Annotated in this window: 20 protein-coding genes; 6 read left to right on the forward strand and 14 right to left on the reverse strand. The window is 68.5% G+C overall.

The genetic code is table 11. From position 1 onward, the window contains the following. The 4 genes from urtD to urtA are packed head-to-tail and all read right to left on the reverse strand — an operon-like array spanning position 1 to position 4,867. On the reverse strand, positions 1 to 840 hold the full coding sequence (gene urtD, locus AC3WMR_RS16165; protein ID WP_492264193.1) for an urea ABC transporter ATP-binding protein UrtD: 840 nt from the start codon (positions 838 to 840) through the stop codon (positions 1 to 3). Beyond that, entirely contained in the window at positions 837 to 1,964 is a 1,128-nt protein-coding gene (urtC, locus tag AC3WMR_RS16170) for an urea ABC transporter permease subunit UrtC (RefSeq protein ID WP_492264192.1), read from the reverse strand. The genes urtD and urtC overlap by 4 nt, the downstream gene beginning before the upstream one ends. Next, the gene (gene urtB, locus AC3WMR_RS16175; protein WP_492264191.1) at positions 1,961 to 3,592 is read right to left on the reverse strand and encodes an urea ABC transporter permease subunit UrtB; all 1,632 of its coding nucleotides are present in this window, start codon (positions 3,590 to 3,592) and stop codon (positions 1,961 to 1,963) included. The genes urtC and urtB overlap by 4 nt, the downstream gene beginning before the upstream one ends. A 21-nt stretch (positions 3,593 to 3,613) precedes the next feature. Next, positions 3,614 to 4,867 (reverse strand): urea ABC transporter substrate-binding protein, encoded by a 1,254-nt coding sequence (gene urtA / locus AC3WMR_RS16180; protein ID WP_175194010.1) that lies wholly within the window; start codon positions 4,865 to 4,867, stop codon positions 3,614 to 3,616. Between the two features lie 378 nt (positions 4,868 to 5,245). On the opposite strand from urtA, the gene atzF reads away from it, so the two are divergent. The 4 genes from atzF to AC3WMR_RS16200 all read left to right on the forward strand — a co-directional run bounded on the left by atzF (position 5,246) and on the right by AC3WMR_RS16200 (position 12,469). Next, positions 5,246 to 7,081 (forward strand): allophanate hydrolase, encoded by a 1,836-nt coding sequence (gene atzF, locus AC3WMR_RS16185; RefSeq protein WP_492264190.1) that lies wholly within the window; start codon positions 5,246 to 5,248, stop codon positions 7,079 to 7,081. Between the two features lie 27 nt (positions 7,082 to 7,108). Next, positions 7,109 to 10,744 carry an urea carboxylase gene (gene uca, locus AC3WMR_RS16190; RefSeq protein ID WP_492264189.1) on the forward strand — a complete coding sequence of 1,212 codons (3,636 nt, stop codon included), beginning with the start codon at positions 7,109 to 7,111 and terminating at the stop codon, positions 10,742 to 10,744. 2 nt (positions 10,745 to 10,746) lie between these two features. Further along, a complete protein-coding gene (locus AC3WMR_RS16195; protein ID WP_492264232.1) occupies positions 10,747 to 11,463 on the forward strand; it encodes a GntR family transcriptional regulator in 717 nt (238 codons plus the stop codon). A gap of 571 nt (positions 11,464 to 12,034) precedes the next feature. Next, the gene (locus AC3WMR_RS16200) at positions 12,035 to 12,469 is read left to right on the forward strand and encodes a hypothetical protein (protein WP_492264188.1); all 435 of its coding nucleotides are present in this window, start codon (positions 12,035 to 12,037) and stop codon (positions 12,467 to 12,469) included. A 54-nt stretch (positions 12,470 to 12,523) separates the two neighbouring features. Here the strand turns inward: AC3WMR_RS16200 and AC3WMR_RS16205 are convergent, their stop codons facing one another. The 5 genes from AC3WMR_RS16205 to AC3WMR_RS16225 form a co-directional block, all read right to left on the reverse strand. Beyond that, a complete protein-coding gene (locus tag AC3WMR_RS16205; RefSeq protein ID WP_492264187.1) occupies positions 12,524 to 13,339 on the reverse strand; it encodes an anti-sigma factor family protein in 816 nt (271 codons plus the stop codon). 1 nt (position 13,340) lies between these two features. Continuing rightward, positions 13,341 to 13,853, reverse strand: coding sequence for an RNA polymerase sigma factor (locus tag AC3WMR_RS16210; RefSeq protein WP_025137262.1), 513 nt, complete (start codon positions 13,851 to 13,853; stop codon positions 13,341 to 13,343). 31 nt (positions 13,854 to 13,884) lie between these two features. Then, positions 13,885 to 14,253 (reverse strand): COG4315 family predicted lipoprotein, encoded by a 369-nt coding sequence (locus AC3WMR_RS16215; protein ID WP_025137263.1) that lies wholly within the window; start codon positions 14,251 to 14,253, stop codon positions 13,885 to 13,887. 99 nt (positions 14,254 to 14,352) lie between these two features. Next, positions 14,353 to 14,814, reverse strand: a complete 462-nt coding sequence (locus AC3WMR_RS16220) for a GNAT family N-acetyltransferase (RefSeq protein ID WP_492264186.1) — start codon at positions 14,812 to 14,814, stop codon at positions 14,353 to 14,355. Continuing rightward, positions 14,811 to 15,749 carry a LysR family transcriptional regulator gene (locus AC3WMR_RS16225; protein ID WP_025137265.1) on the reverse strand — a complete coding sequence of 313 codons (939 nt, stop codon included), beginning with the start codon at positions 15,747 to 15,749 and terminating at the stop codon, positions 14,811 to 14,813. Before AC3WMR_RS16225 ends, AC3WMR_RS16220 begins: the two co-directional genes overlap by 4 nt. 61 nt (positions 15,750 to 15,810) lie before the next feature. On the opposite strand from AC3WMR_RS16225, the gene AC3WMR_RS16230 reads away from it, so the two are divergent. Further along, positions 15,811 to 16,944: a 4-oxalomesaconate tautomerase gene (locus AC3WMR_RS16230; protein ID WP_492264185.1), complete on the forward strand. Its 1,134-nt coding sequence runs from the start codon at positions 15,811 to 15,813 to the stop codon at positions 16,942 to 16,944. A gap of 142 nt (positions 16,945 to 17,086) precedes the next feature. Further along, positions 17,087 to 18,058 (forward strand): tripartite tricarboxylate transporter substrate binding protein, encoded by a 972-nt coding sequence (locus tag AC3WMR_RS16235; RefSeq protein ID WP_492264184.1) that lies wholly within the window; start codon positions 17,087 to 17,089, stop codon positions 18,056 to 18,058. A gap of 78 nt (positions 18,059 to 18,136) precedes the next feature. Here AC3WMR_RS16235 and AC3WMR_RS16240 read toward each other — a convergent pair whose 3' ends face one another. The 5 genes from AC3WMR_RS16240 to AC3WMR_RS16260 form a co-directional block, all read right to left on the reverse strand. Next, positions 18,137 to 19,507 carry a DUF1501 domain-containing protein gene (locus tag AC3WMR_RS16240; RefSeq protein WP_492264183.1) on the reverse strand — a complete coding sequence of 457 codons (1,371 nt, stop codon included), beginning with the start codon at positions 19,505 to 19,507 and terminating at the stop codon, positions 18,137 to 18,139. Positions 19,508 to 19,573: 66 nt separating this feature from the next. Beyond that, positions 19,574 to 21,145 carry a DUF1800 domain-containing protein gene (locus AC3WMR_RS16245; RefSeq protein ID WP_492264182.1) on the reverse strand — a complete coding sequence of 524 codons (1,572 nt, stop codon included), beginning with the start codon at positions 21,143 to 21,145 and terminating at the stop codon, positions 19,574 to 19,576. 106 nt (positions 21,146 to 21,251) lie between these two features. Then, positions 21,252 to 21,956, reverse strand: coding sequence for an SDR family oxidoreductase (locus tag AC3WMR_RS16250; protein ID WP_492264181.1), 705 nt, complete (start codon positions 21,954 to 21,956; stop codon positions 21,252 to 21,254). 90 nt (positions 21,957 to 22,046) lie between these two features. Next, complete coding sequence (gene azu, locus AC3WMR_RS16255) at positions 22,047 to 22,499, reverse strand: azurin (RefSeq protein WP_042884797.1); 453 nt, start codon at positions 22,497 to 22,499, stop codon at positions 22,047 to 22,049. Between the two features lie 207 nt (positions 22,500 to 22,706). Beyond that, positions 22,707 to 24,020: a PQQ-dependent sugar dehydrogenase gene (locus AC3WMR_RS16260; RefSeq protein ID WP_492264180.1), complete on the reverse strand. Its 1,314-nt coding sequence runs from the start codon at positions 24,018 to 24,020 to the stop codon at positions 22,707 to 22,709. Positions 24,021 to 24,104 lie beyond the last annotated feature (84 nt).

The raw sequence follows: 24,104 nt of genomic DNA on the forward strand, positions 1-24,104 counted from the left end.
TCAGCGCCCCAGATAGACTTCGATCACGCGCGGGTCGGCCTGCACTTTCGCCATGGGCCCTTCGGCCAGCACCGAGCCTTCGTGCAGCACCGTCACCTTGCCGTCGCCGGCAATCTGGTTGACGAAGTCCATGTCGTGTTCGACCACCATCAGCGAATGGCGGCCGCGTAATTCATTGAGCAGTTCACCGGTGCGTTCGGTTTCGGCATCGGTCATGCCGGCCACCGGTTCGTCCAGCAGCAGCAACTGCGGTTCCTGCATCAGCAGCATGCCGATCTCCAGCCATTGTTTCTGGCCGTGCGACAGCAGGCCGGCCGGGCGGAAGGCTTCGGGCCGCAGGCGGATCAGGTCCAGCGTTTCGCCGATCCTGTCGGCCTGCGCGCCGGTCAGGCGCGAGAACAGCGTGGGCCGCACGCGTTTGTCGGTCTTCATCGCCAGTTCCAGGTTCTCGAACACGCTGTGTTGCTCGAACACCGTGGGCCGCTGGAACTTGCGGCCGATGCCGGCATGGGCGATCTGGGCTTCGGTCAGTGTGGTCAGGTCGATGCTCTGGCCGAAAAAAGCGGTGCCGGCGGTGGGGCGGGTCTTGCCGGTGATGACGTCCATCATGGTCGTCTTGCCCGCGCCGTTGGGGCCGATGATGCAGCGCAGCTCGCCCACGCCGATGTCCAGCGTCAGGTCATTGAGCGCCTTGAAGCCATCGAAACTGACGGTGATGCCTTCCAGGTACAGGATGGCGCCGTGGCTGGTGTCCAGGCCCTTGGGGCTGACGCGGCCGTAGCCGGCGTCGCCGCTGGGGCCACCGTCAAGCTGGGCGGTTTCGGAATGCGTGCTGGTCATGCGCGTCGCTCCTGGTAGCGGGTGGCCAGGCGGCGCGCCAGGCCGACGATGCCGGTGGGCAGGAACAGGGTCACCAGGACGAAGATCAGGCCCAGCGCGTACAGCCAGAATTCGGGCAGCACGCTGGTGAACCAGGTCTTCAGGCCGTTGACCACGCCCGCGCCGAGGATGGGGCCGATCAGCGTGCCGCGCCCGCCGGTGGCCACCCAGATCACCATTTCGATCGAGTTCTCGGTGGACATCTCGCTGGGGTTGATGATGCCGACCTGAGGCACGTACAAGGCGCCGGCAATGCCGCACAGCACGGCCGACAGCGTCCACACGAACAGCTTGAAGCCCAGCGGGTCGTAGCCGATGAAGCGCAGCCGGCTTTCGGCATCGCGCACCGCCGTCAGCACGCGGCCCAGCTTGGACTGCGTCACGGCGCGCGCCAGCACCAGCGCGCCGGCCAGCGCCGCCAGCGTGATCCAGTACAGCGCCGCGCGGGTGCCGGGCGCCGTGATGTCAAAGCCCAGGATGCGCTTGAAGTCGGTAAAGCCGTTGTTGCCGCCAAAGCCCGTGTCGTTGCGAAAGAACAGCAGCATGGCCGCGAAGGTCAGCGCCTGCGTGATGATCGAGAAGTACACGCCCTTGATGCGCGAGCGGAACGCGAAGTAGCCGAACACGAAGGCCAGCACGCCCGGCACCAGCACCACCAGCAGCATGGCGTAGCCGAAGTGCTCGGTGAAGGCCCAGTACCAGGGGTAATCCTTCCAGTCCAGGAACACCATGAAGTCCGGCAGGCGGCTCTGGTAGACGCCATCGCTGCCGATGGCGCGCATCAGGTACATGCCGTGGGCATAGCCGCCCAGCGCGAAGAACAGGCCGTGGCCCAGCGACAGGATGCCGGCGTAGCCCCACACCAGGTCCAGCGCCAGGGCCGCCATGGCGTAGCACATGAACTTGCCCAACAGGGCCACGGCATAGGCCGAGACGTGCAGCGGATGGCCGGCGGGAAACACCAGGTTCAAGAGCGGCACCAGCGCCAGCGCCAGCGTGGCGGCGGCCAGGGCGATCCAGGCGCGTCCGCTGTACAGCGGACGATGCGCCTGCAAGGTCAGGTCGGTCAGGGCGGTCTGTTTCATTCGACGCTCCGGCCGCGCGGGGCGAACAGGCCTTGCGGCCGCTTTTGCACGAAAAGCACGATGAGCACCAGGATGGTGATCTTGGCCATGACCGCTCCCGCGTAAGGCTCCAGGAACTTGTTCACGCCGCCCAGGCCCAGCGCGGCGATGACGGTACCGGCCAACTGGCCCACGCCGCCCAGCACCACCACCATGAAGGAATCGACGATGTAGCCGCGGCCCAGGTCCGGGCCCACGTTGCCCAGCTGCGAGAGCGCCACGCCCGCCAGTCCGGCAATGCCGGAGCCCAGGCCGAACGCCAGCATGTCGACGCGGCCGGTGGGCACGCCCACGCAATCGGCCATGCGCCGGTTCTGCGTGATGGCGCGCACGAACAGGCCCAGCCGGGTGTGGTTCAACAGCGCCCACACCAGGAACACCACGAACAGCGCGAAGCCGATGATGACCAGGCGGTTGTAGGTCAGCACCAGCCCGCCCAGCACCGTGATGCCGCCCGACATCCAGCTGGGGTTGCCCACTTCCACGTTCTGCGCGCCGAACAGCGTGCGCACGCCCTGCATCAGCATCAGGCTGATGCCCCAGGTGGCCAGCAGCGTTTCCAGCGGCCGTCCATACAGCCAGCGGATCACGGTGCGTTCCAGCGCCATGCCCACCAGCGCGGTGAACACAAAGGCCAGCGGCAGCGCCGCGGCCACGTACCAGTCCAGCCAGCCTGGCAGCCACGCGCGAAACGCCGTCTGCACCAGGTAGGTGACGTAGGCGCCGATCATCAGCAGTTCGCCGTGCGCCATGTTGATGACGCCCATCAGCCCGAAGGTGATGGCCAGCCCCAGCGCCGCCAGCAGCAGCACGCTGCCCAGGCTGAGGCCGTAAAAGAGGTTGCCGGCCCATTCGATGGTGGCCAGGTGCCGGTCGATGCGCTTTAACGCATTGGCCGCGGCCTCGCGCACGCCGGCATCGGGTTCGGCGTAGACGCCGTCCTGCTGCTGCGTCAGTGCGGCCAGCGTGGGGCGAAACGCCGCGTTGTCGGTGCGCCCCAGCAGGTCGACGGCGTGACGCCGCACGGCAGGGTCGGCGCTTTTGAGTTCAAGATTGGCTTGCGCGATTTCCAGTGCGGCGCGCACGGCCTCGTTCTTTTCGGCGGCCAGGGCCTTTTCCACTAGCGGCAGGCGCGCCGGGTCGCCGGTCTGTTGCAGGCGGCGGGCAGCGGCCAGCCGTTCCTGCGGGTTGTCGGAAAACAGTCGCGATCCCGCCAGCGCCGCCTCGATGGCGCGGCGCAGCCGGTTGTTGATGCCGATGGTGGCGGCGCCCGCGGGTAGCTCGGTCGCCGCGCCGGTGGCGGCATCGGTGGCCGGGCCTTTGCCGTTGCTGATCAGCACGCGGCCATCGGGCAGCGCATACAGCTGGTCGTTGCCCAGCGCCTGCAGCACGGCGGCCGCACCGGGGTCGGGCAGCTGACCCAGGGCGGCAATGGCTTGCAGCTTGGCGTCGGTGTCGTCGCCGGCCAAGGGGGCCAGCAGCGCCGGGTCCACGCCGGGCGCCGCCGCGTGAGCGGACAGCGCCGGCGCGGCCAGCAGCCATGCAAGCAGGAAATGACGCAGGAATTTCGCGATAGCCGCATTCAGCATGGCTGCGTGTCCGGTTCCGGTTTAAAGACCTTGCTTGCCTTCGTTGCCCGGGATGTACGGGCTCCAGGGTTGCGCGCGGATCGGACCCTTGCTCTTCCAGACCACGTTGAACTGGCCGTCCGCCTTGATCTCGCCGATGTAGACCGGCTTGTGCAGGTGGTGGTTGGTCTTGTCCATTTCGATCTTGAAGCCGCTGGGCGAATTGAACGTCTGGCCGCCCATGGCCGCGATCACCTTGTCGACGTCGGTGGTCTTGGCCTGCTCGACCGCCTGCTTCCACATGTAGATGCCGATGTAGGTGGCTTCCATCGGGTCGTTGGTGACGACCGTGCTGGCGTTGGGCAGGTTCTTGGCCTTGGCATAGGCCTGCCACTTCTTGATGAAGGCCTCGTTGACCGGGTTCTTGATCGATTCGAAGTAGTTCCAGGCGGCCAGGTGGCCCACCAGCGGCTTGGCGTCCACGCCGCGCAGTTCTTCTTCACCGACCGAGAACGCCACCACCGGCACGTCGGTGGCCTTCAGGCCGGCGTTGCCCAGTTCCTTGTAGAACGGCACGTTCGAATCGCCGTTGATGGTGGAGATGACGGCGGTCTTGCCGCCCGCGGCGAACTTCTTGATGTTGGCCACGATGGTCTGGTAGTCGGAATGGCCGAACGGGGTGTAGACCTCGTCGATGTCGCTGTCTTTCACGCCCTTGGAATGCAGGAAGGCGCGCAGGATCTTGTTGGTGGTGCGCGGGTAGACGTAGTCGGTGCCCAGCAGCACGAAGCGCTTGGCGCCGCCGCCGTCTTCGCTCATCAGGTATTCCACCGCCGGGATGGCCTGCTGGTTGGGCGCGGCACCGGTGTAGAACACGTTCTTTTCCAGCTCTTCGCCTTCGTACTGCACCGGGTAGAACAAGAGGCCGTTCAGTTCCTTGAACACCGGCAGCACCGACTTGCGCGACACCGAGGTCCAGCAGCCGAACACCGCCGCCACCTTGTCCTGCGCCAGCAGCTGGCGCGACTTCTCGGCGAACAGCGGCCAGTTCGATGCGGGGTCGACCACCACGGCTTCCAGCTTCTTGCCCATCACGCCGCCGTTGGCGTTGATTTCATCGATGGTCATCAGGGCCACGTCCTTGAGCGACGTTTCCGAGATGGCCATGGTGCCCGACAGCGAATGCAGGATGCCGACTTTGATGGTGTCTTCGGCGGCGTACAGCTGCGGCATCCAACCGGACAGGGCCAACAGGCTCACGGCGGTCAGTTGCTTAAGGACTAGTCTGCGTTTCATGGTGACTCCTCTGGAGGAAGAAGCCGGCGGCGCCGGCGGCATGGGCGTGACCAGGACTTCAAAGCAAAAGCCGTGCCAACCGCTCGGCAAGGCGGCATCGCTGTAGCAAGGCGGCATCGCTGTAGTAAGGGGAAGGGTTTTCGATGACGCGGTGGCGGCCGCTGGCGGCGCCGTGCGCGGTTCAATCTGGTGCCGCGTGCACAAAACCGGTGCGCCGGTTGCCCGTTGCAGGTGCGCATCGCGGGCGCATGGGCGAGGGCAAGGGAACGCGCCGCGGGCCGGCGGCACCTTGCGTCAGAGGGAAGGTTGCGGCGTGCGGCCAACATGGCACGCGTATTGCTTGGGTATCCGTACTTGTATACAAGAAAGGATTCCAGCATGAATGCCGTAGCAACGCCGCAGTGCCCCACGACCGGTTGGACGATCACGCAATGGCTGTCTGCCTATCGCGAGGGCGGGGCCACCCCCGACGCGCTGTTGATGCCCCTGGCTGAGACGCCGGCCACGCCGGCCGACAACGCCTGGATCACGCGGGTCAGCCCCGCGGTGCTGGCGCGCCAGCTGGATGACCTGCGCCTGCTGCTCGCCGCGGCGGGCGGCGACGTGACGCGGCTGCCGCTGTACGGCGTGCCGTTCGCCATCAAGGACAACATCGATGCGGCCGGCTGGCCCACCACGGCGGCCTGCCCCGCATTCGCCTATACGCCTGACGAAGACGCGACGGTGGTGCGGCGCCTGCGCGCAGCTGGCGCGATCCTGGTGGGCAAGACCAACCTGGACCAGTTCGCCACGGGGCTGGTCGGCACCCGTTCGCCGCACGGCGCGGTGGCCAACGCTTTCAATCCTGACTACATCAGCGGCGGTTCCAGTTCGGGCTCGGCCTCGGTGGTGGCGCGCGGCCTGGTGGCGTTTTCGCTGGGCACCGACACGGCCGGGTCCGGCCGCGTGCCGGCGGGTTTCAACAATATCGTCGGCCTCAAGCCGACCAAGGGCTGGCTGAGCACGGCGGGTGTGGTGCCCGCCTGCCGCACGCAGGATTGCGTGTCGATCTTCGCGCTGACGGTGGACGACGCCGAACAGGTGGCCGGCATCGCGGGCGGCTACGACGAACGCGATGCCTATTCGCGCGCGCAGCCGGCGGGGGCCGCCGCACCGTGGCCGAAGGCGCCGCGCCTGGCCATTCCCGACCGTCTGGAATTCTTCGGCGATGCGCAAGCGGCCGAAGCCTTCGAGGCCGCGCTGCAAGCCTTGACGGCGGGCGGCGCGCAGGTCGAGACGATCGACTTCGCGCCGTATGCCGAACTGGCCGCGCTGCTGTACCAGGGGCCGTGGGTGGCCGAGCGCTTCGCCGCGGTCGAGGCCCTGTGGCAAGAGCACCCCGCCGCGATTCACCCGGTGGTGCGCGGCATCGTCGAAGGCGCGGCGAACTACAGCGCGCTGGATGCCTTCAAGGCCGAATACCGCCGCGCAGAATTGACGCGCCGGATCCAGCAGTCGCTGCAAGGCTTCGATGCGCTGGTGGTGCCGACGTCGCCGTCCATCTACACCATCGCGCAGTTGCAGGCCGACCCGGTGCGCCTCAATTCACAGCTGGGCGTGTACACCAACTTCGCCAACCTGGCCGACCTGTCGGCGCTGGCGCTGCCGGCCGGTATGCGCGCCGACGGGCTGCCGGCGGGCATCACCGTCATTGGCCTGGCCTGGCAGGACCGCGCGCTGGCGCAGTTCGGCCGCCAGTGGCAGGCGCAGCGCGGCTTGCCCCTGGGCGCCACGGGCCGGCCGCTGCCGGGGGCAGCGCCCCAGCCGGCAGACCCGAACACCTTGCGCGTGGCCGTGGTGGGCGCCCACCTGACGGGCATGCCGTTGAATCATCAGCTGACGTCCCGCCGCGCCGTGCTGGTGGAAAAGACCCGCACCGCGGCGGATTACCGGCTGTATGCGCTGGCCAACACCACGCCGCCCAAGCCCGGATTGGTGAAGTCCGACAGCGGCGCGCCGATCGAGGTCGAGCTGTGGGATATCCCCGTGGCCGCCTTTGGCGCCTTCGTGGCGGAGATCCCCGCGCCGCTGGGCATCGGCACGCTGGAGCTGCATGACGGCCGCCTGGTCAAGGGCTTCATCTGCGAGCCGCGCGGCCTGCTCGGTGCGCGCGACATCACCGACTTCGGCGGCTGGCGTGCCTATCTCGCCAGCCTGAACGCCACCCCCCGTTAATCCAAGACCGCCCCTGGGAGCTGCCCCGTGTTCGATACCGTCCTGATCGCCAATCGCGGAGAAATCGCCGTCCGCGCCATTCGTACCCTGAAACGCCTGGGCATCCGCAGCGTTGCCGTGTATTCCGATCCCGACCGCAACGCGGCCCATGTCAAAGAGGCCGACGTGGCCGTGGCGCTGGGCGGCGAGAAGGCCGCCGACAGCTACCTGCGCATGGACCTGCTGCTGGACGCGGCCCGTGCGCACGGCGCGCAGGCCATCTACCCCGGCTACGGCTTTCTGTCGGAGAGCGCCGAATTCGCCGAGGCCTGCGAAGCGGCGGGCATTGCGTTCGTGGGCCCGACGCCGCTGCAGATCCGCGAGTTCGGCCTGAAGCACCGTTCCCGCGAGCTGGCGGCCGACGCAGGCGTGCCGATGACGCCGGGCACGGGCTTGCTGGCCAGCCTGGGCGAAGCGCTGTCGCAGGCCGAGCGCATCGGCTACCCGGTGATGCTCAAGAGCACCGCGGGCGGCGGCGGCATCGGCTTGTCGCGCTGCGAGAACGAGGCCGAATTGACGGTGGCGTTCGACAGCGTGCAACGCATGGGCGAACACTTCTTTCGTGACGGCGGCGCCTTCATCGAGCGCTACGTGGACAACGCGCGCCACGTTGAAGTGCAGATCTTCGGCGACGGCGCGGGCCGCGTCGTGGCGCTGGGCGAACGCGACTGCTCGGTGCAGCGGCGCAACCAGAAAGTGATCGAGGAAACCCCGGCGCCGCTGCTGCCGGCCGCGACGCGCGCGGCCTTGCTGGACGCCGCAGTAAAGCTGGGCACATCGGTGGGCTACCGATCGGCGGGCACGGTGGAATTCATCTACGACCCGGCGCGCGACAGTTTCTATTTCCTGGAGGTCAATACGCGCCTGCAGGTCGAACACCCGGTGACCGAAGCGGTGACGGGGCTGGACCTGGTGGAATGCATGCTGCGCGTGGCGGCGGGCGAGCCGCTGGATTTCGACGCCATGACGCGTGCGCCGCAGGGCGCGGCCATCGAGGTGCGCCTCTACGCCGAAGACCCGCTGCGCCAGTTCCAGCCGTCGCCCGGCGTGTTGACCGACGTGTATTTCCCGGACGGCGTGCGCCTGGACGGCTGGGTGGCGACGGGCACTGAGGTGCCGGCGTTCTACGACCCGATGCTGGCCAAGCTGATCGTGCACGCCGACACGCGCGAAGCGGCGCTGGACAAGCTGGCCGACGCGCTGGCCCGCACGCGCCTGCACGGCATCGCCACCAACCTGGACTACCTGCGCCAGATCGTGGCGGATGCGCGCTTTCGCGCGGCGCAATTGTCGACCCGTTTCCTGGACAGCTTTGCCTACCGGCCGGCCGCCATCGAAGTGCTGGAAGCCGGCACCTACACCAGCGTGCAGGACTACCCGGGCCGTACCGGCTACTGGAATATCGGCGTGCCGCCGTCGGGTCCGATGGACGACTACGCGTTTCGCCTGGCCAACCGCATCGTCGGCAACGCGCCGGACGCCGCCGGCATCGAGGCCACGCTGGTCGGCCCGACGTTGCGCTTTCATGGCGATGCCCTGATCGCGCTGACCGGCGCCGAATGCGCCGCCACGCTGGACGGCGAACCGGTGCCGATGTGGCGGCCGGTGACGGTGCGTTCGGGCCAGGTGCTGGCGACGGGGCGGGCCGTGTCCGGCTGCCGCAGCTACCTGGCGGTGCGCAACGGGCTGGACGTGCCGGTGTACCTGGGCAGCCGCTCGACCTTTGCGCTGGGCCAGTTCGGCGGCCACGCCGGCCGCACGCTGCGGGTGGGCGACATGCTGCCCGTGGTGCAACCCGGGTTGCCGGCGGCCAACGCCGCGCCGCCCGTGGCCGCGCCGCAGGCGGCGGCGCCGGAATTGATCCCCACCTATGGCAACACCTGGGAAATCGGCGTGCTGTACGGTCCGCACGGCGCGCCGGATTTCTTCCGGCCTGAAGCCATCGACGAATTCTTCGCCGCCGATTGGGAAGTGCACTACAACTCGAACCGGCTGGGCGTGCGCCTGACTGGGCCCAAGCCCACCTGGGCGCGCGAGAATGGCGGCGAAGCCGGTCTGCATCCGTCCAATATCCACGATTGCGAATACGCCATCGGCAGCATCAACTTCACGGGCGACAGCCCCGTGATCCTGACGCGCGACGGCCCCAGCCTGGGCGGCTTCGTCTGCCCGGTCACGATCGCTCGCGCCGAACTGTGGAAGGTCGGCCAGGTCAAGCCGGGCGACCGCATCCGCTTCGTGCGCATCGATTACGCCGACGCAGTGGCGCGGGAAGTCGCGCAGGATCAGAGCGTAGAGGCGCTGGGCCATGTGACACCGCAGGCCACGACGCCAGCCCCGGTGCCGCGGACGGCCTCGGAAACCATCGTGGCAGCCCTGCCGGCCGAGGGCGCGCGTCCGTCGGTGTCGTACCGCCAGGCGGGCGACGGCTATCTGCTGCTGGAATACGGCGACAACGTGCTGGACCTGGCGCTGCGCATGCGTATCCATCTGCTGATGGAAGCGCTGGCGGCGCAGCCGATCGATGGCGTGCAGGAACTGTCGCCGGGCGTGCGCTCGCTGCAGATCCGCTACGACAGCCGGGTGATCCGGCAAGACGCGCTGATTGCGCGGCTGCTTGAGATAGAGGCCGGGCTGGCGGACGTGGCGACGCTGAAGGTGCCGACGCGGGTGGTGTACCTGCCAATGGCGTTCGAGGATTCGGCGACGCTGGGCGCGGTGCAGCGCTACCAGGAGACGGTGCGCGCTAGCGCGCCGTGGCTGCCGAACAATGTGGATTTCATCCAGCGCATCAACGGGCTGGCCAGCCGCGAGGACGTGCGGCGCATCGTGTTCGACGCGAGCTACTTGATCATGGGGCTGGGCGACGTGTACCTGGGGGCGCCGTGCGCGGTGCCGATCGATCCGCGCCACCGGCTGCTGACGTCGAAGTACAACCCGGCCCGCACGTTCACGGCAGAAGGCACGGTGGGCATCGGCGGGGTGTACATGTGCATCTACGGGATGGATTCGCCGGGGGGCTATCAGTTGGTGGGCCGCACGCTGCCGATCTGGAACAAGTTCCTGAAGAACCCGGTGTTCCAGGACGGCAAGCCCTGGCTGCTGCGCTTTTTCGACCAGGTGCGGTTCTACCCGGTAAGCGAGGCCGAGCTGGATACGCTGCGCGAGGATTTCCGCGAGGGCCGGGCGGCGGTGCGGATCGAGGAAGAGATGTTCGATTTCGCGGCGCACCAGCGTTTCCTGGCCGCGCAGGCGGACAGCATCGCAGTGTTCCAGGCGCGCCAGAAGACGGCGTTCGATGCCGAGGTGGCGCTGTGGAAGACCGAGGACGTGGCGGCGGCGCCGGTGCAAGCCGAACCAGAACCGGAGACGGCGCTGCGTGAGGGCGAGCGGCTGGTCAGCGCGGACATGTGCGGCAATATCTGGAAGATTCCGGTGCAGGTGGGCCAGAGCGTGTCGGCGGGCGATACGCTGGTGGTGGTCGAGGCGATGAAGATGGAACTGTCGGTGATCGCGCCAGCATCAGGCACGGTGGCGGCCATCCGCTGCGTGCCGGGCAAGCCGGTGAACGCGGGCGACCCGCTGATCGTGCTGGCGGAAGACGCCACGTGCCCCGTGACCTGACCATGGCGGGCGAATCGGTGCGGATCAGTCCGGCGCTGCGGCAGGCGCCGACGTTGGCGGGGTCGCTGGCGGACCAGGTGTACCAGCGCATCAAGGACGAGCTGTTCGATTTCCAGCTGCTGCCGGGGGATCGTTTCACGGAGGCGGAACTGGCGTTGCGGCTGGGGGTGAGCCGCACGCCGGTGCGGCTGGGGCTGGCGCGGCTGGAGCGGGAAGGCTTCGTGCTGCCGAGTCCGCGCAGCGGCTGGCAGGTGCGGCCGTTCGATTTCGAGCGGTTCGAGGCGCTTTACGATGTGCGGGTGGTGCTGGAACTGGCGGCGGTGGAACGGCTGTGTGCGCGGGAGCACATGGACGAGAGCGGGATGCTGGGGGCGCTGACTGACGTGTGGCTGGTGCCGCCCGCGCAGCGGATTCTGGATGGGCGGCTAGTGGCTGAGCTGGATGAGGCGTTTCATTGTTCTCTTGTGGCGGCGGCGGGGAATCCGGAGATGGCGTTGATCCATCGGGAGGTGACGGAGAAGATCCGGATCGTTCGGCGACTGGATTTCACGAAGGAGTTTCGGGTGGATGCGACCTATGAGGAGCATGGGGCGATTTTGCGGGCGGTTTTAGCGCGTCGGGCGGAGGCGGCGGGGAGGATGTTGCGGGGGCATATCGAGATGAGCAAGGCGGAAGTGCGGAAGATTACGTTGCATATGCTCTATGAGGCTCGGGGGTGATTTTTTTGCAGCGATTGGGGTTCTTTAGACGCGCTGGGCAGCGGCGGCCGGCCGGGAGCGGGGCTACGATTGCGGTCCGGAGCCTTCGCTCCGGACTCCCCCTTCCTCATCTTCGTTGTCGCCTTCGGCGACTGCCTTCAGATTCCGTCGGGCGCATCTACACGCCCCGCTCCCGGCCGGCCGCCGCTGCCCAGCGCTCGCACCTTGGGGCGCGGTGACAGGGGCAGCGTTTGCTGGCGTGTTGCTCAGCGGTGGAGTGGGGCGGTGGGGGTGCGGGGCCCGCTGCAATCGGCCGCGCGGGCGGCCTTCTGCAGCGTACGCGGCGGTGGGGCGTAGGGGCGGTGGACGCTGCGCGCGTTGGTTGGGTCTCGCGCTTTTGCCTGGAGCGTGTTATGAACGGGCCGGGCTGCACTTCGTCGTATTTGGCATGCTCAGGCTGTCCTTATGCCGAAGCCACGACATGCTTGGTCTTGCCGGTGTTCGGATTGACATCAAATGCCGGGGGGCGGGTACAGTGCCGCCTAGCCGTTCATCACTCCTTCACGCCGATTCTCGGCAGGTAATCCGAACCATGAAAATTCTTGCAGCAGCGTCGCTAAGCCTTTCGTTCCTGGTGGCGGTGCCCTGCGTGGCGGATAGTGACGCGGATCAAGCGGAGGTCCTGGGGACGCTGAGTGGCGGAAGTTGGCGTTCCGTCGATGGGCAGGGTTCCTACCGGGTGATCCTGGAGAACGTGGGTTTCGAGCATGTGAGCTGCCGTGTCTGGATCGAGTGGCTGGCCAGTACGACATCCGGAAAGAAGCAGGCCGGGCAACCGACGCGCCTCGTCGCCAGGGTGCCGTACGACGAAGTCTCCAGCACCTTCTGGTCTTGCAATCCGAAGCAGGTGGGGTTGGCCGGCGCCACGCTGACCATTCACGCTACCCACGCCTATTCCGGCGAAAGTCGCAAGTTCTGCGCCGTGCTGGGTGCACCGGGTGAGTATCGCGATCAGGGCTTGTGTTGAGGCTGCTTCCATACCCTTGCGATAGCCGTTCCCCGGCCATGTTCATGACGCGCGCTAGCCTTGCAGCTGGTTGTAGACCTCTTGCGAGATTCTTTGCAGTTCGTCTCGGCTGACCGCGCCTGACAGGGCGTAGCCGAATTGGCCTTCGGCCCAGTAGAAGACGCGGACGGGGCCTTCCTGGGTGAATTGGAAGGCAGTCTGGCCGCCCGTGGCTTCCCGGGTGACGTAGAGGGTCAGGCGTTGGCCGTCCGGGGCGCCGTACATGAAGAGGGCGACGGGGCCGGTGCCGCCGGGTAGCAGGCGGCCGCCGACGAGGTCGTAGCCGGCGTGGGACAAGTTGGGGGCGCGCACGGGGGCGCCCAGGCGTTTGGTGAGCCAGGTGACCAGGGCTTTTTCGTTGTCGCCGCTGACTTCCACCGGGCGGCCCATGTCGGGGGCGTAGACGGCGTGGGCGATGGCGGCGCGTTGGGCGTAGCCGCCGGCGGCGTGGTCGGGGCTGGCGGTGGCCAGGACGGATTGCAGGTGGCGGGCGTCCAGGGCGCCGCGGGTGAGCCAGGCGACGCTGGCGCTGATGGCGGCGATGGCGATGCCGGCGGCCAGGGCGCGCCAGGGCAGGTGGCGGGCGGGCGGCGCGAGGGGCAGGCGCAGGGGCAGGGGCTCGTCCAGAACGGGGTCGAGCAGGGCGTGCAGGGCGCGGCGTTGGGCTTGCCAGGCGTGGACGCGGGCGAGGTCCTGCGGGTGGGCGGCGAGATAGGCGTCGACTTCGGCGTGGCGGCCGGGGGGCAGCTGGCCGTCGGCGTAGCCGTGCAGGTCGGCTTCGGTAATGGGGGGGCCGGCGGCGGGGACGGGGTGGAGGCGTTTGTCGTTCATGTCATTTCACGCGATGGAGCCGGCCGGCGGGTTCCTGGCCTTGCATCAGGGCGCCGAGCCGTTCGCGGGCACGCGACAGGCGCGACATGACGGTGCCGATGGGCACGCCCAGGACGTGGGCGGTTTCCTGATAGGACAGGTCTTCGACGCAGACGAGCAGCAGCACTTCGCGCTGTTCGGCGGGCAGGCCTTGCAGGCAGCGATCCAGGTCGCGCACCTCCAGGTGATCGGTTTGGGTGGCGCGCACCGGCACGTCGGGCAGGTCGCTGGTGCTGGCCTCGCCGGCTTGCCGGTGGTGGGCGCGCACGCCGTCGATGAAATGGTTATGCATGATGCCGAACATCCAGGCCCGCAGTTCGCCGCGCCGTTGCCAGCGCGAATAGCGGCTCCAGGCGCGCTCCAGGGTGTCCTGCACCAGGTCGTCGGCCCGGTGCGGGTCGCCCGTCAGCCCGCGGGCGTAACGCCGCAGGCTGGGGATGCAGGCCAGGATCGATGCTTCGTCTTCGGCGCGCATGGTCTGAGGCGGATGGGCTTGGGCGTCCGGATCAGGGCTTGATGACGTGCCAGACGTCCTTGAAGTTGTCGCCGGTCTTGTCGCCGGGCTTGGCGTCCTTGGCGTACAGGTAGACGGGCTTGCCCTTGTAGGCCCATTGCTTGGAACCGTCGTCGCGGGTGATGACGGTCAGGTCGCCCGAGGCCTTGGCGTCGGCGGCGGCGGTGACCGGGGGCCAGATCTTGGCACACTGGTCGTTGCAGGCGCTCTTGCCGCCGGCATCTTTGTCGAAGGTGTACAGGGTCATGCCGGCGCTGTTGACCAGGACGCCGTCCTGGGTCTTGACGGCCTGGGCGTGGGCGCCGGCCGAGAACAGGGCGGCAGAGGTGAGAACCAGGGCTGCGGCGATTTGATTGCGCATGTCGTGCCTCGCGTAGATAGGAAAGTGGGGGACTGCCCTCTACAGACGCCGGCCGGGGCGGCGATATTCCACCCGGCGCAAAAATATTTCCGCGAGGGCTCAGGGGGCCGCCGGTGGCGGACCGGGTTCGTAACGCATTTCGGTTTCCTGGCCGACCTCCTCGACGGCGCGAAAGCCCAGCGACTCGTAGAGCCGGCGGGCGGGGTTGCCCTGCAAGACGGACAGGGTGACGGCGGCGCCTTCCTGGTCGGCCTGGCGCAAGAGGCCGGTCAAGAGGCGCCGGCCCAGGCCCTGGCCCTGGTAGGCCGGGTCGATCTGGATCTGCACGACGCGCCAGCCGTCGGGGTCGCGCAGGGTCTTGAACAGGCCCGCGGGGCGGCCGTGCAGCCAGACGATCTGGGCGCCGTCAAAGCCGTAGCGGATGCGAGCCAGGTGGTGTTCGTCGTCCTGCGGGGCGCCGGCGCGGGCCAGGTGTTCGGTCATGGTGGCGCGGCGCAGCGACAGCAGGAAGGGCAGGTCGTCTTCGGTGGCGGGCTGCAAGGCCAGGGAATGGGGGCTCATGGGGCGGTTTCGGGTTGCTTGGACGGACCACGCTTGGCGCTTTTGCCGGCCTGGTGGATCAGGTTATAGAGCTGTTGGGCCGCCGGCGCCAGGGGGCGGCCGCGGCGCGAGATGAGTCCCAGGCTGCGGGTGACGCGCGGATGTTCCAGTTTGACGCCGGCCAGGGTGGCGTGGCCGGCCGGCGGCATGGCCAGCTGGGGCACGGCGGCCACGCCCAGGCCGGCCTCGACCAGGCCCAGCAGCGTCATGACGTGGCTGACCTCGAAGGCGCTGACGGTGCGCTTGCCGCTCTTGGCCAGGGCGTCGTCGATCAAAAGGCGGTTGCCGCTTTCCTTGGCCACCGTCATGAAGCGTTCGCCGGACAGTTCTTCCCAGGACACGCTGCGGCGGGCGGCCAGCGGGTGGTCGCGGCGCACGGCCAGCACGAAGTCTTCGCGCAGCACGGCCTTGAAGTCCACGTCGGGTTCCTGGGTGCCGAAGAAACTGATGCCGAAGTCGGCGCGGCCGGTGACGACGCTGTTGAGCACGGTGTGCGCGGTTTCGTCGATGATGCGCACGCGGATGCGCGGAAAGCGTTCGGCGTAGTCGTGGATGATGGCGGGCAGGAAGTAATAGGCCACCGACGGCACGCAGGCCACGGTGACCAGCCCGCCGCGCTGTGCAGCCAGGTCGCCGATGCTGAGCACGGCGCGTTCCAGTTCGTCGATGGCGCCGCGGGCGCGTTCCAGGAAGATGCGGCCCACGTGCGTGAGCGACACGCGGCGGGTGGTGCGTTCGAGCAGGCGGGCGCCCAGCAGGTCTTCCAGTTTTTCGATGCGGCGGCTCAGCGCGGGTTGCGACAGGTTCAGGTCTTCGGCGGCGGCGCGAAAACTGGCGCGCTCGGCCACGGCCACGAAGGCCTGCAATTCCTGCAAATCGAAATTGATGCGTGCCATGCATTAATCCATCCGTAAGTTGCAATTCAAATAATAGCCGCACCGTCGCAGAATGCACCGCATGGAAACGATCATCCCTTGCGTACTGATGCGCGGCGGCACCTCCCGCGGTCCCTTCTTCCTGGCCGACTGGCTGCCCGCCGACCCGGCCGAGCGCGACCGCGTGCTGCTGGCCGCCATGGGCTCGCCCCACGCCTTGCAGGTCGACGGGCTGGGTGGCGGCAACTCGCTGACCAGCAAGGTCGCGATCGTGTCGCGGTCCCGCCGGCCGGGCTGCGATATCGACTACCTGTTCGCCCAGGTGTCGGTGGACCGCGCCAGCGTCGATACCCGGCCCAACTGCGGCAACATGCTGTCCGGCGCCGCGCCGTTTGCCATCGACGAAGGCCTGATCGCCGCGGCCGATGGCGAGACCTCGGTGCGGGTGCACAACGTGAACACGGGCGCCGTCATCGAAGCGGTGGTGCAGACCCCGGGCGGGCGCCTGACCTACGAGGGCGACGCCCGCATCGACGGCGTGCCGGGCGCGGCCGCGCCGGTGCGGCTGAACTTCCTGGATGCCTGGGGCGCGCTCACCGGCCGCCTGTTCCCCACCGGCCAGCGCCAGGACATCGTGGACGGCATAGCGGTGACGCTGATCGATGCCGCGATGCCGATGGTGCTGCTGCGTGCGGCCGACTTCGGCTTGCGTGGCGATGAATCGCCCGCCGAGCTGGACGCCAATGCCGCCTTGCTGGCGCGCCTGGAACGCATCCGCCGCGAAGCCGGCGCGCGCATGGGGCTGGGCGACGTGACGGACAGCGTCATCCCCAAGCCGGTGCTGCTGGCGCCGGGCGACGAGGCCGCCGGGCTGTCGCTGCGCTCGCGCTATTTCACGCCACATGCCTGCCACCGGGCGCATGCCGCGACCGGCGCGGTGGGCGTGGCCGCCGCCTTCCTGATGCCGGGCACGGTGGCACACGATTGCGGCGGCGCCGCGCCGCAGCCGGGCTATCGCAGCGTGCGCATTGTGCATCCGTCCGGCGGCATGGATATCGACGTGAGGCTGGACGAGCGCACGGGCGAGGTCGCCGCTGCCGGGCTGGTGCGCACGGCCCGCAAGATCATGAAAGGAGTGCTTTACCTGCCCCAGGTGGCGCCGCAAGCGCGCGTGGCGCAGCCGTTGCGCGCCGCACCGATGGCGGTAGCCGCCTAGCGTCCGTATCGGCTACACCGACAACAGCATCCGGGCCGCTTGGTCGAGCGGCCCGCCTTGAACCAGGCAGGCGCCGGCCCGGTGCCCGCAAGCGATTCAACGGTCCACAGAGACCGTTCCCAAAATCATCAGGAGACTCGACATGGCATTTCCCACCCGCAGCAGCATTCTTGGCGCCGCCGCGCTGTGCCTGGCCCTGGGCGGCCAGGCCGTCCAGGCGCAATTTCCCGACCGCGCCATCACCATGGTGGTGCCCACCGCCGCGGGCGGCGGCAACGACACCCTGGCCCGCGTGATCGGCCAGAAGATGGGCGAACTGCTGGGCCAGACCGTCATCGTGGTCAACAAGCCCGGCGCGCAGGGCGCCATCGCCGCCGACTACGTGGCGCGCCAGCCGGCCGACGGCTACACGCTGATGCTGGGCTACATCGGCACGCACGGCATCAACCCCGCGCTGCAAAAACTCAACTACGACCCGGTGCGCGATTTCACTGCCATCGGCATGGTGGCCGATTCGCCCACGCTGATGGTGGTGAACAGCGGCATCGGCGTGCACGACGTGGCCGGACTGATCAAGTATGGCCAGGCGCATCCCGACGGCCTGAGCTTCGCTTCCGCGGGCCCCGGCACGGCGCCGGCGGTGGCGGGCGAACTGTTCAATCGCGCCACCGGCGCGGCCATGCTGGAGATTCCCTACAAGGGCTCCGCGCCTGCCATGACCGACACGCTGGCCGGCGTGACGCAGGTGATGTTCCCCAGCCTGTTCAGCGCCTATCCGCACCTGAAGTCCGGCAAGATCGTCGCGCTGGGCGTGGCCGGCGCGCGCCGCGCCAAGGTGTTGCCCGACATGCCCACGCTGGCCGAGCTGGGGGTCAAAGGCGTGGACGTGGCGCAGTGGTACGCGGTGTTCGCCCCGGCCAACGCCAATGCCGACGTGGTGGCCAGACTGAATACGGCGCTGAACGGCGCGCTGCACGACCCGGCCGTGGCCCGCAAGATCGACGAGCAGGGGGCAGAGGTCCGCACCAGCACGCCGGGCGAATTGGCCGCGTTCGTGCGGGACGAGGCGGTCAAGTGGAAGCGCCTGGCCACGTCGATGCACGCGGCGCTGTAAGGGGGCGGTATCCCTGGCGGCGCGCGTTGCTGGCGCGCCGCGTTGGCGTGCACGGCAATCGCCGCCCGCCGCGTCCGGCTAGGCGGCCCCGTCCAGCAAGGCGGGCGGGGCGGCATCGAAGTGCCGCAGGTTCGGAAACACCAGGTTCAGGTCGTCGCGGCCCGCGCCGAACCAGCCGCCTAGCGCCGCGCCCAGCTGTTCCACCGCCATCGTCGGCAGCAGCCGGCCGTTGTCCACGAAGCCGGGGCCATCCGGTGCGATCTCGGGGTGCGATCCATAGTAGCGGCCGCCTCGCACCGCGCCGCCCAGCACCAGGTGGTGCGCGCCCCAGCCATGGTCCGAGCCATTGCCGTTGGACCCCAGCGTGCGGCCGAATTCCGATGCGGTGAAGGTGGTGACCTGCCGCGCCACGCCCAGCGTCGCCAGCGCATTCTGGAACACGGCCAGGGCCTGCCCCAGTTCTCGCAGCAAGGCCGGGTGGGTGTCGTTCAGCCCGGTGTGGTTGTCGTAGCCGTTCTGCGAGACGAAAAACACCTGGCGCCGTGCGCCCAGCGCCTGGCGCGCGGCGATGATGCGGGCCACGATCTTCAACTGCTGCGCCAGCGGCGAGCCGAAGTCGCCCGGCACCGCCACGCCTGACAGCGCGGCGCGCAGGCGCGTGTCGGCATCGATCGATTGCGCGGCGATGCGCGACAGCTCGCGTTCCATCAGGTGGTCGCGCGGCTGGGTGATCAACTGGCGCAAGAGCGCGGTGCAGGCGCTGGATCCGTACATATCGCGTGTCAGCAGGTCGATGCGGGTCGAGCCGTTCACGCCGACCCGATACCCGGCCACATGCTGGCCCGCCAGCAGCACGGTGCTGCCGCCGGCCGTGATGCCGGTGAAGCTGCGCTGCGCGTTGATGCTGGCATACAGGTCCGTCAGGCGGCCGGCCCAGCCCGACGACGCGCCTTCCGGCGCCAGCGCCTGCCAGTACGACTGCTGGTCGTTGTGCGAAAACAGCTTGGGCGGCAGCGGCACGCGTGCGCCGATGTAGTCGGCCTGGGTCGTGGGCACGACCAGCGGTCCCACGTTGAGCACCACGGCCATCTCGCCGCGTTCGAACAAGGGGGCCAGCGGCGCCAGCGACGGCGCCAGCGCGAACTGCGCCCCGTTGTCGGGCGCCGCCTTGCCGCGCAACGCCGTGGCCTGCAGCGCGGGGCGCGGCAGGGCGATGTCGCTGCGGGCCGCGGCATAGGCGCGATAGGCCGCGGCATCGAAGGGCACCAGGGTGTTGAACGGATCGTTGCCGCCGTACAGGAATACGCACACCAGCGCCTTGTAGTCGGCGGGCGCGGATTGCGCCGCAGCCGCGCCCAGCGCCGCCAGGTTCAACGCCAGCGGCGCGGCCGCATGGCTGGCGCCCAGGGCACAGGCGCGCAGCAGGAATTCGCGGCGATCGGGCTTCATGGCAGCACCAGAGGGTCGTGGCGATCGGGCGTCATCTCGGCTCCCGGCATGCAAGGCGGTCGCGCGTCATTTCTGCACCAGGTATTCGGGGCTGGCCGCCACCAGCATGATCGCGGCGCGCACGCGGTCGCGCGGCCGCTCGGGCGGCAGGGTGGCCACCGCCTGCGCGATGGCGGTGGCGGTGGCGCTGCTGAACGCATCGCCCGCCAGCAGCAGCGCCACCCGCGCCACCAGCGCAGCCGGGTCCCGGGCCAGCGCGATCTCGGCGGCGTAATCCGTTTGCAGGTCTTCCCAGCCGCGGTCGACATAGATCGCCAGGAAATTCAGGTAACCCGCGATGCTGGTTTCATCGGTGATCTGTAATTCCGGCGCCACCCGTCCGCGCCGCGCCAGTTCGGTCACCGGCGGGCTGTAGCGCGGCCGGAAGAAATTGAACACGCTGGCCGAACGCATGGGGCTTTGCGCCAGGCGGATGGTGTTGTCGGTGGTGTCGGGCATGGCCCAGGCGCCGTTGTTGGACGTGGCGCCGAACGCCCGCGCCCAGCCCGAGAAACGCACGATCGGCTCGCGCACCTTGCCCCATTCGGGCGAGGTCAGGTCCGGGTATCGGGCCTCGCCGTCCAGCAAGATCGCGCGCACCACGGCCCGCAGGTTGCCGCGCACGCCCCGGCCGTCGTCATTGAACGCCGCCGTCACCCGGCCGACATAGGCGGGGCTGGGGTTGCTGGTGACCAGCCGCTGGATCAGCTGTGTGCCGATGAAGGGACCCACATTGGGGTGGGCGCTGATGACTTCCATGGCCCGCCGCAGCGACAGGTAGCCGTCGGTGCCGGGCGGAATCACCGCGCCCAGAAAGCGCTTTTCCGCCAGCGAATGCAGGGCGCCGTTCAACGCCATGGGCCGGCGGTGAAACTGCACATCGGTCTCGGGGCCGTCCAGGTCCCAGCCGGTGAAGACCTTGGCCAGGCCCTGTACGTCGGCATTGCCGTAGGTTTCCACGGGCGCGCCGTTTGCCAGCCTGGCCGTGCCGTCCGGGTTCAGCTCGACCAGGCCGATGCTGAACAGCTGCATCACCTCGCGGGCATAGTTCTCGTCGGGATGGCGGCCGGTCTTGGGGTCCTCCTTGCGGTTGCCGCGATAGGTCAGCATGCAGCCCATCGACAAGTTGCGCGTGACGGCGGTCAGCAAGGCCTGGTAATTGCCCAGCGCATGCTCGGCCAGCAGGTCCATGAACCCCGCGGCGCCGAACAGCGGCCAGTTGGCGGTAATGGCCGACACGCCCACCACGAAGATCTCGGACAGCGCGAAGGCCACCCGCGTGCGCACCTGGTCTTCGGCGCTGATGAACTTGCGCCACAGGGTGGATTCCAGCGGGGCATTGATGCCGTTGCCCTTGTAGGCCTCGGTGTTCTTGCCTTGCTGCAGCAGCCAGTCGAAATGGCTTTGCGAGGGGGGCAGGTCGAGCTGGGCGTCCAGCCAGGCCGCGTAGCCGTCGCGCACCACGGCGTCGATCTGGGCGGGCGTCGGACCGAAGGTCGCCTGCGCCAGGAAGCGCGCGGCCTGGCCTGGCGTGGGCCGGGCGGACGAAGTCGGTACAGAGGCGGCGCCAGACGCCGCTTCGGACGGCGGCGCAGGCATGCAGAAAGCCCCGGGTTCGAATGCGAAAGCCTACGGTACCGAAGCGCCGGAGGCGCTTCAATACCACCATTCGGACGAGGGGATTAATGCGTTCGAATGAGACGCCTCAGACCGAGCGGGTGATGCCGCCGTCGATGCGGATGTTCTGCCCGGTGATGTACGACGAGGCGTCGGACGCCAGGAAGGCGATCAGGTCCGCCACTTCGTCGGCGGTGCCGTAGCGGCCCATCGGGATACGCACGCGGCGGTCTTCTTTTTCAGGCAGGCTGTCGATGAAACCGGGCAGCACGTTGTTCATGCGCACGTTGTGTTCGGCGTATTCGTCCGAGAACACCTTGGTGAACGCCGCCAGACCGGCGCGAAACACGCCCGACGTCGGGAACAGCGCTTCGGGTTCGAAAGTGGCGTAGGTGGAAATGTTGACGATGGCGCCCGACTTCTGGCTTTTCATGATGGGGGCCACGAGGCGCGCGATGCGCACCACGTTCAGCAGGTAGAACTCCATGCCCAGATGCCAGTCGTCGTCGCTGATTTCAAGCAGCGGGCCCTTGGGGCCATGGCCTGCACTGTTGACCACGGCATCGACGCGGCCCCATTTCTGCACGGTGGTGTCCACCAGGCGGGCCAGGTCTTCGGGGGACCGGTTCGAGCCGGTCACGCCCTGGCCGCCCAGTTCGGCCGCCAGGGCTTCGCCCTTGCCGGACGACGACAGGATGGCCACGCGGTAGCCGTCGGCCGCCAGTTTGCGCGCCGCCGCCGCGCCCATGCCGCTGCCGCCGGCGGTGATGATTGCCACTTTATCCGTGCTCATGTGTTCGTCTCCAAGGGTGTCCGGGAAACGGCCATTGTAGGGGTGGGCACGGCGGCCTTGCGGACAATCCCGCAAGGCCGGCAGGGGCGATCAGTCGACCAGTTTCAGCACGCCCTTCATCAGCGCGAAGTGGCCGGGGAACGAGCAGAAATACGTGTAGTCCTGGCCGGCGGCCAGCTTGCTGACGTCGAACGTGACCGAGTCCGTTTCGCCGCCGCCGATGACCTTGGTGTGGGCGATGACGCGGGCGTCGTCTTTCTTGACGTAGTTGTTGTCCAGGCCCGCGGCCATGCCGTCGTTCACGGCGCCTTGCATGTCGGCCTGCTTGGTCAGCACCCAGTTGTGGCCCATGGCGGTCTTGGGCAGCTTGCCGGGGTGGGTGAGCTTGACGGTGAATTCCTTGCAGCTCTTGCTGACCGTGATTTCCTTCTTGTCGAACTGCATCTGGTCGGTGCCGGCGATTTCGACCGAGCAGTCGGCGGCCAGCGCGGGGGCCGAAACCAGGGCCAGGACGGCCGCGGCGCACAGATTCTTCAACAGCATATACATGCCTCCAGGTGACGAGTGGGTTGACCGCAAGCCCGCCGGGCAATCCGGGCGGGCGTTGCGGCTATTGTCGTTCCACTCTACGCCAGATCGAACCCGGCCGCTTACGCCGGGTTTGACGCAGCGCAAGCAAGCTGCAGCGAATGGCCGGTAATCGGTCTGATAGTGACGTGGGACCGCCATTCCATCCCCGCCCGACGCGCCCTAGGGCTTGCCGCTGACCCGCCAGATCACGTTGCCCACGTCGTCGGCCACCAGCAGTCCGCCCTGGCGGTCCACCGCCACGCCCACCGGCCGCCCCTGGGCCTGCCCGGCGGCATCCAGGAAGCCGGTCAGCACGTCCTGTGCGGCGCCGTCCGGGCGGTTGTCGGTGAAGGGCACGTAGATGACCTTGTAGCCGCTGCGGGGATCGCGATTCCAGGACCCGTGCTGGCCCACGAACATGCCGTGCGTGAACGGGGCCAGCTTGGCGTCGCCCGACCACGCCAGGCCCAGCGATGCCGTATGCGGCCCCAGCGCGTAGTCCGGCACGATGGCCTTGGCCACCAGGTCCGGGCGCGGCGGCTTGACCCGCGTGTCGACGTGCTGGCCGAAATAGCTGTATGGCCAGCCATAGAAGCCGCCGTCCTGCACCGAGGTCATGTAGTCGGGCACCAGGTCGCTGCCCAGTTCGTCGCGTTCGTTCACCGCGGTCCAGAGCGTCTTGCCGTCTGGCGCCCAGGCCATGCCCACCGGGTTGCGCAAACCACTGGCGTACAGGCGCTTGGCGCCGCTGGCCACGTCGATTTCCCAGATGGCGGCGCGGCCTTCTTCGATCTGCATGCCGTTCTCGGCCACGTTGCTGTTCGAGCCCACCGAGGCATACAGCTTTCTGCCGTCGGGGCTGGCGATCAGGTTCTTGGTCCAGTGGTGGTTGATGCCGGCGGGCAGGTCGGTCACCTTGACGCCGGGCGCGGTGATGCGGGTCTGGCCTGGCTGATAGGGAAAGCGCAGCACGGCGTCGGCGTTCGCCACGTACAGCTGGTCGCCCACCAGCGCCATGCCGAACGGCGAATTCAGGCCTTCCAGCAACACGCTGCGGCTTTGCGCCGCGCCGTCCAGCCCCAGGCCCCGCAGCAGCGTGATGCGGTTGGCGCTGTCGGTGCGCGCGCCAGCGCGTTTCATGACGATGCCGGCGGCCCAGTTCTTCAGCCCGCCAGGCGCTTCGTCCGGCTTGGGCGGTGCATTGGTTTCGGCCACCAGCACGTCGCCATTGGGCAGCACGTAGAGCCAGCGCGGGTGATCCAGGTCGCGGGCATAGGCGGTGACTGTCAGGCCGCTGGCCGGCGTGGGCTGCGCGCCATCGGCCCAGCCCACGGCCTTGGCGGTGTTGACGGTGGGGATCAGGGTGGTGTTGGGGGCGGGCAGCTCAGGGTGAGGCCCCATGCCGGCCTCGACCGGCAGCTTGGCGACCTCGCCGCACGCGGCGAGCGTGCTGACGGCCGCCAGGGCCGCCGGCAACAGGGTTCGAATACGCATGATGCGGCTCCAGGCGCGGGGACGCCCCGCAGGCATTCATCATACGACTCAGCCTGCCGGGCGAGGTTCCTTGCCGTGTCGACA

The organism is Achromobacter sp. FW305-C-28, assembly GCF_058783235.1.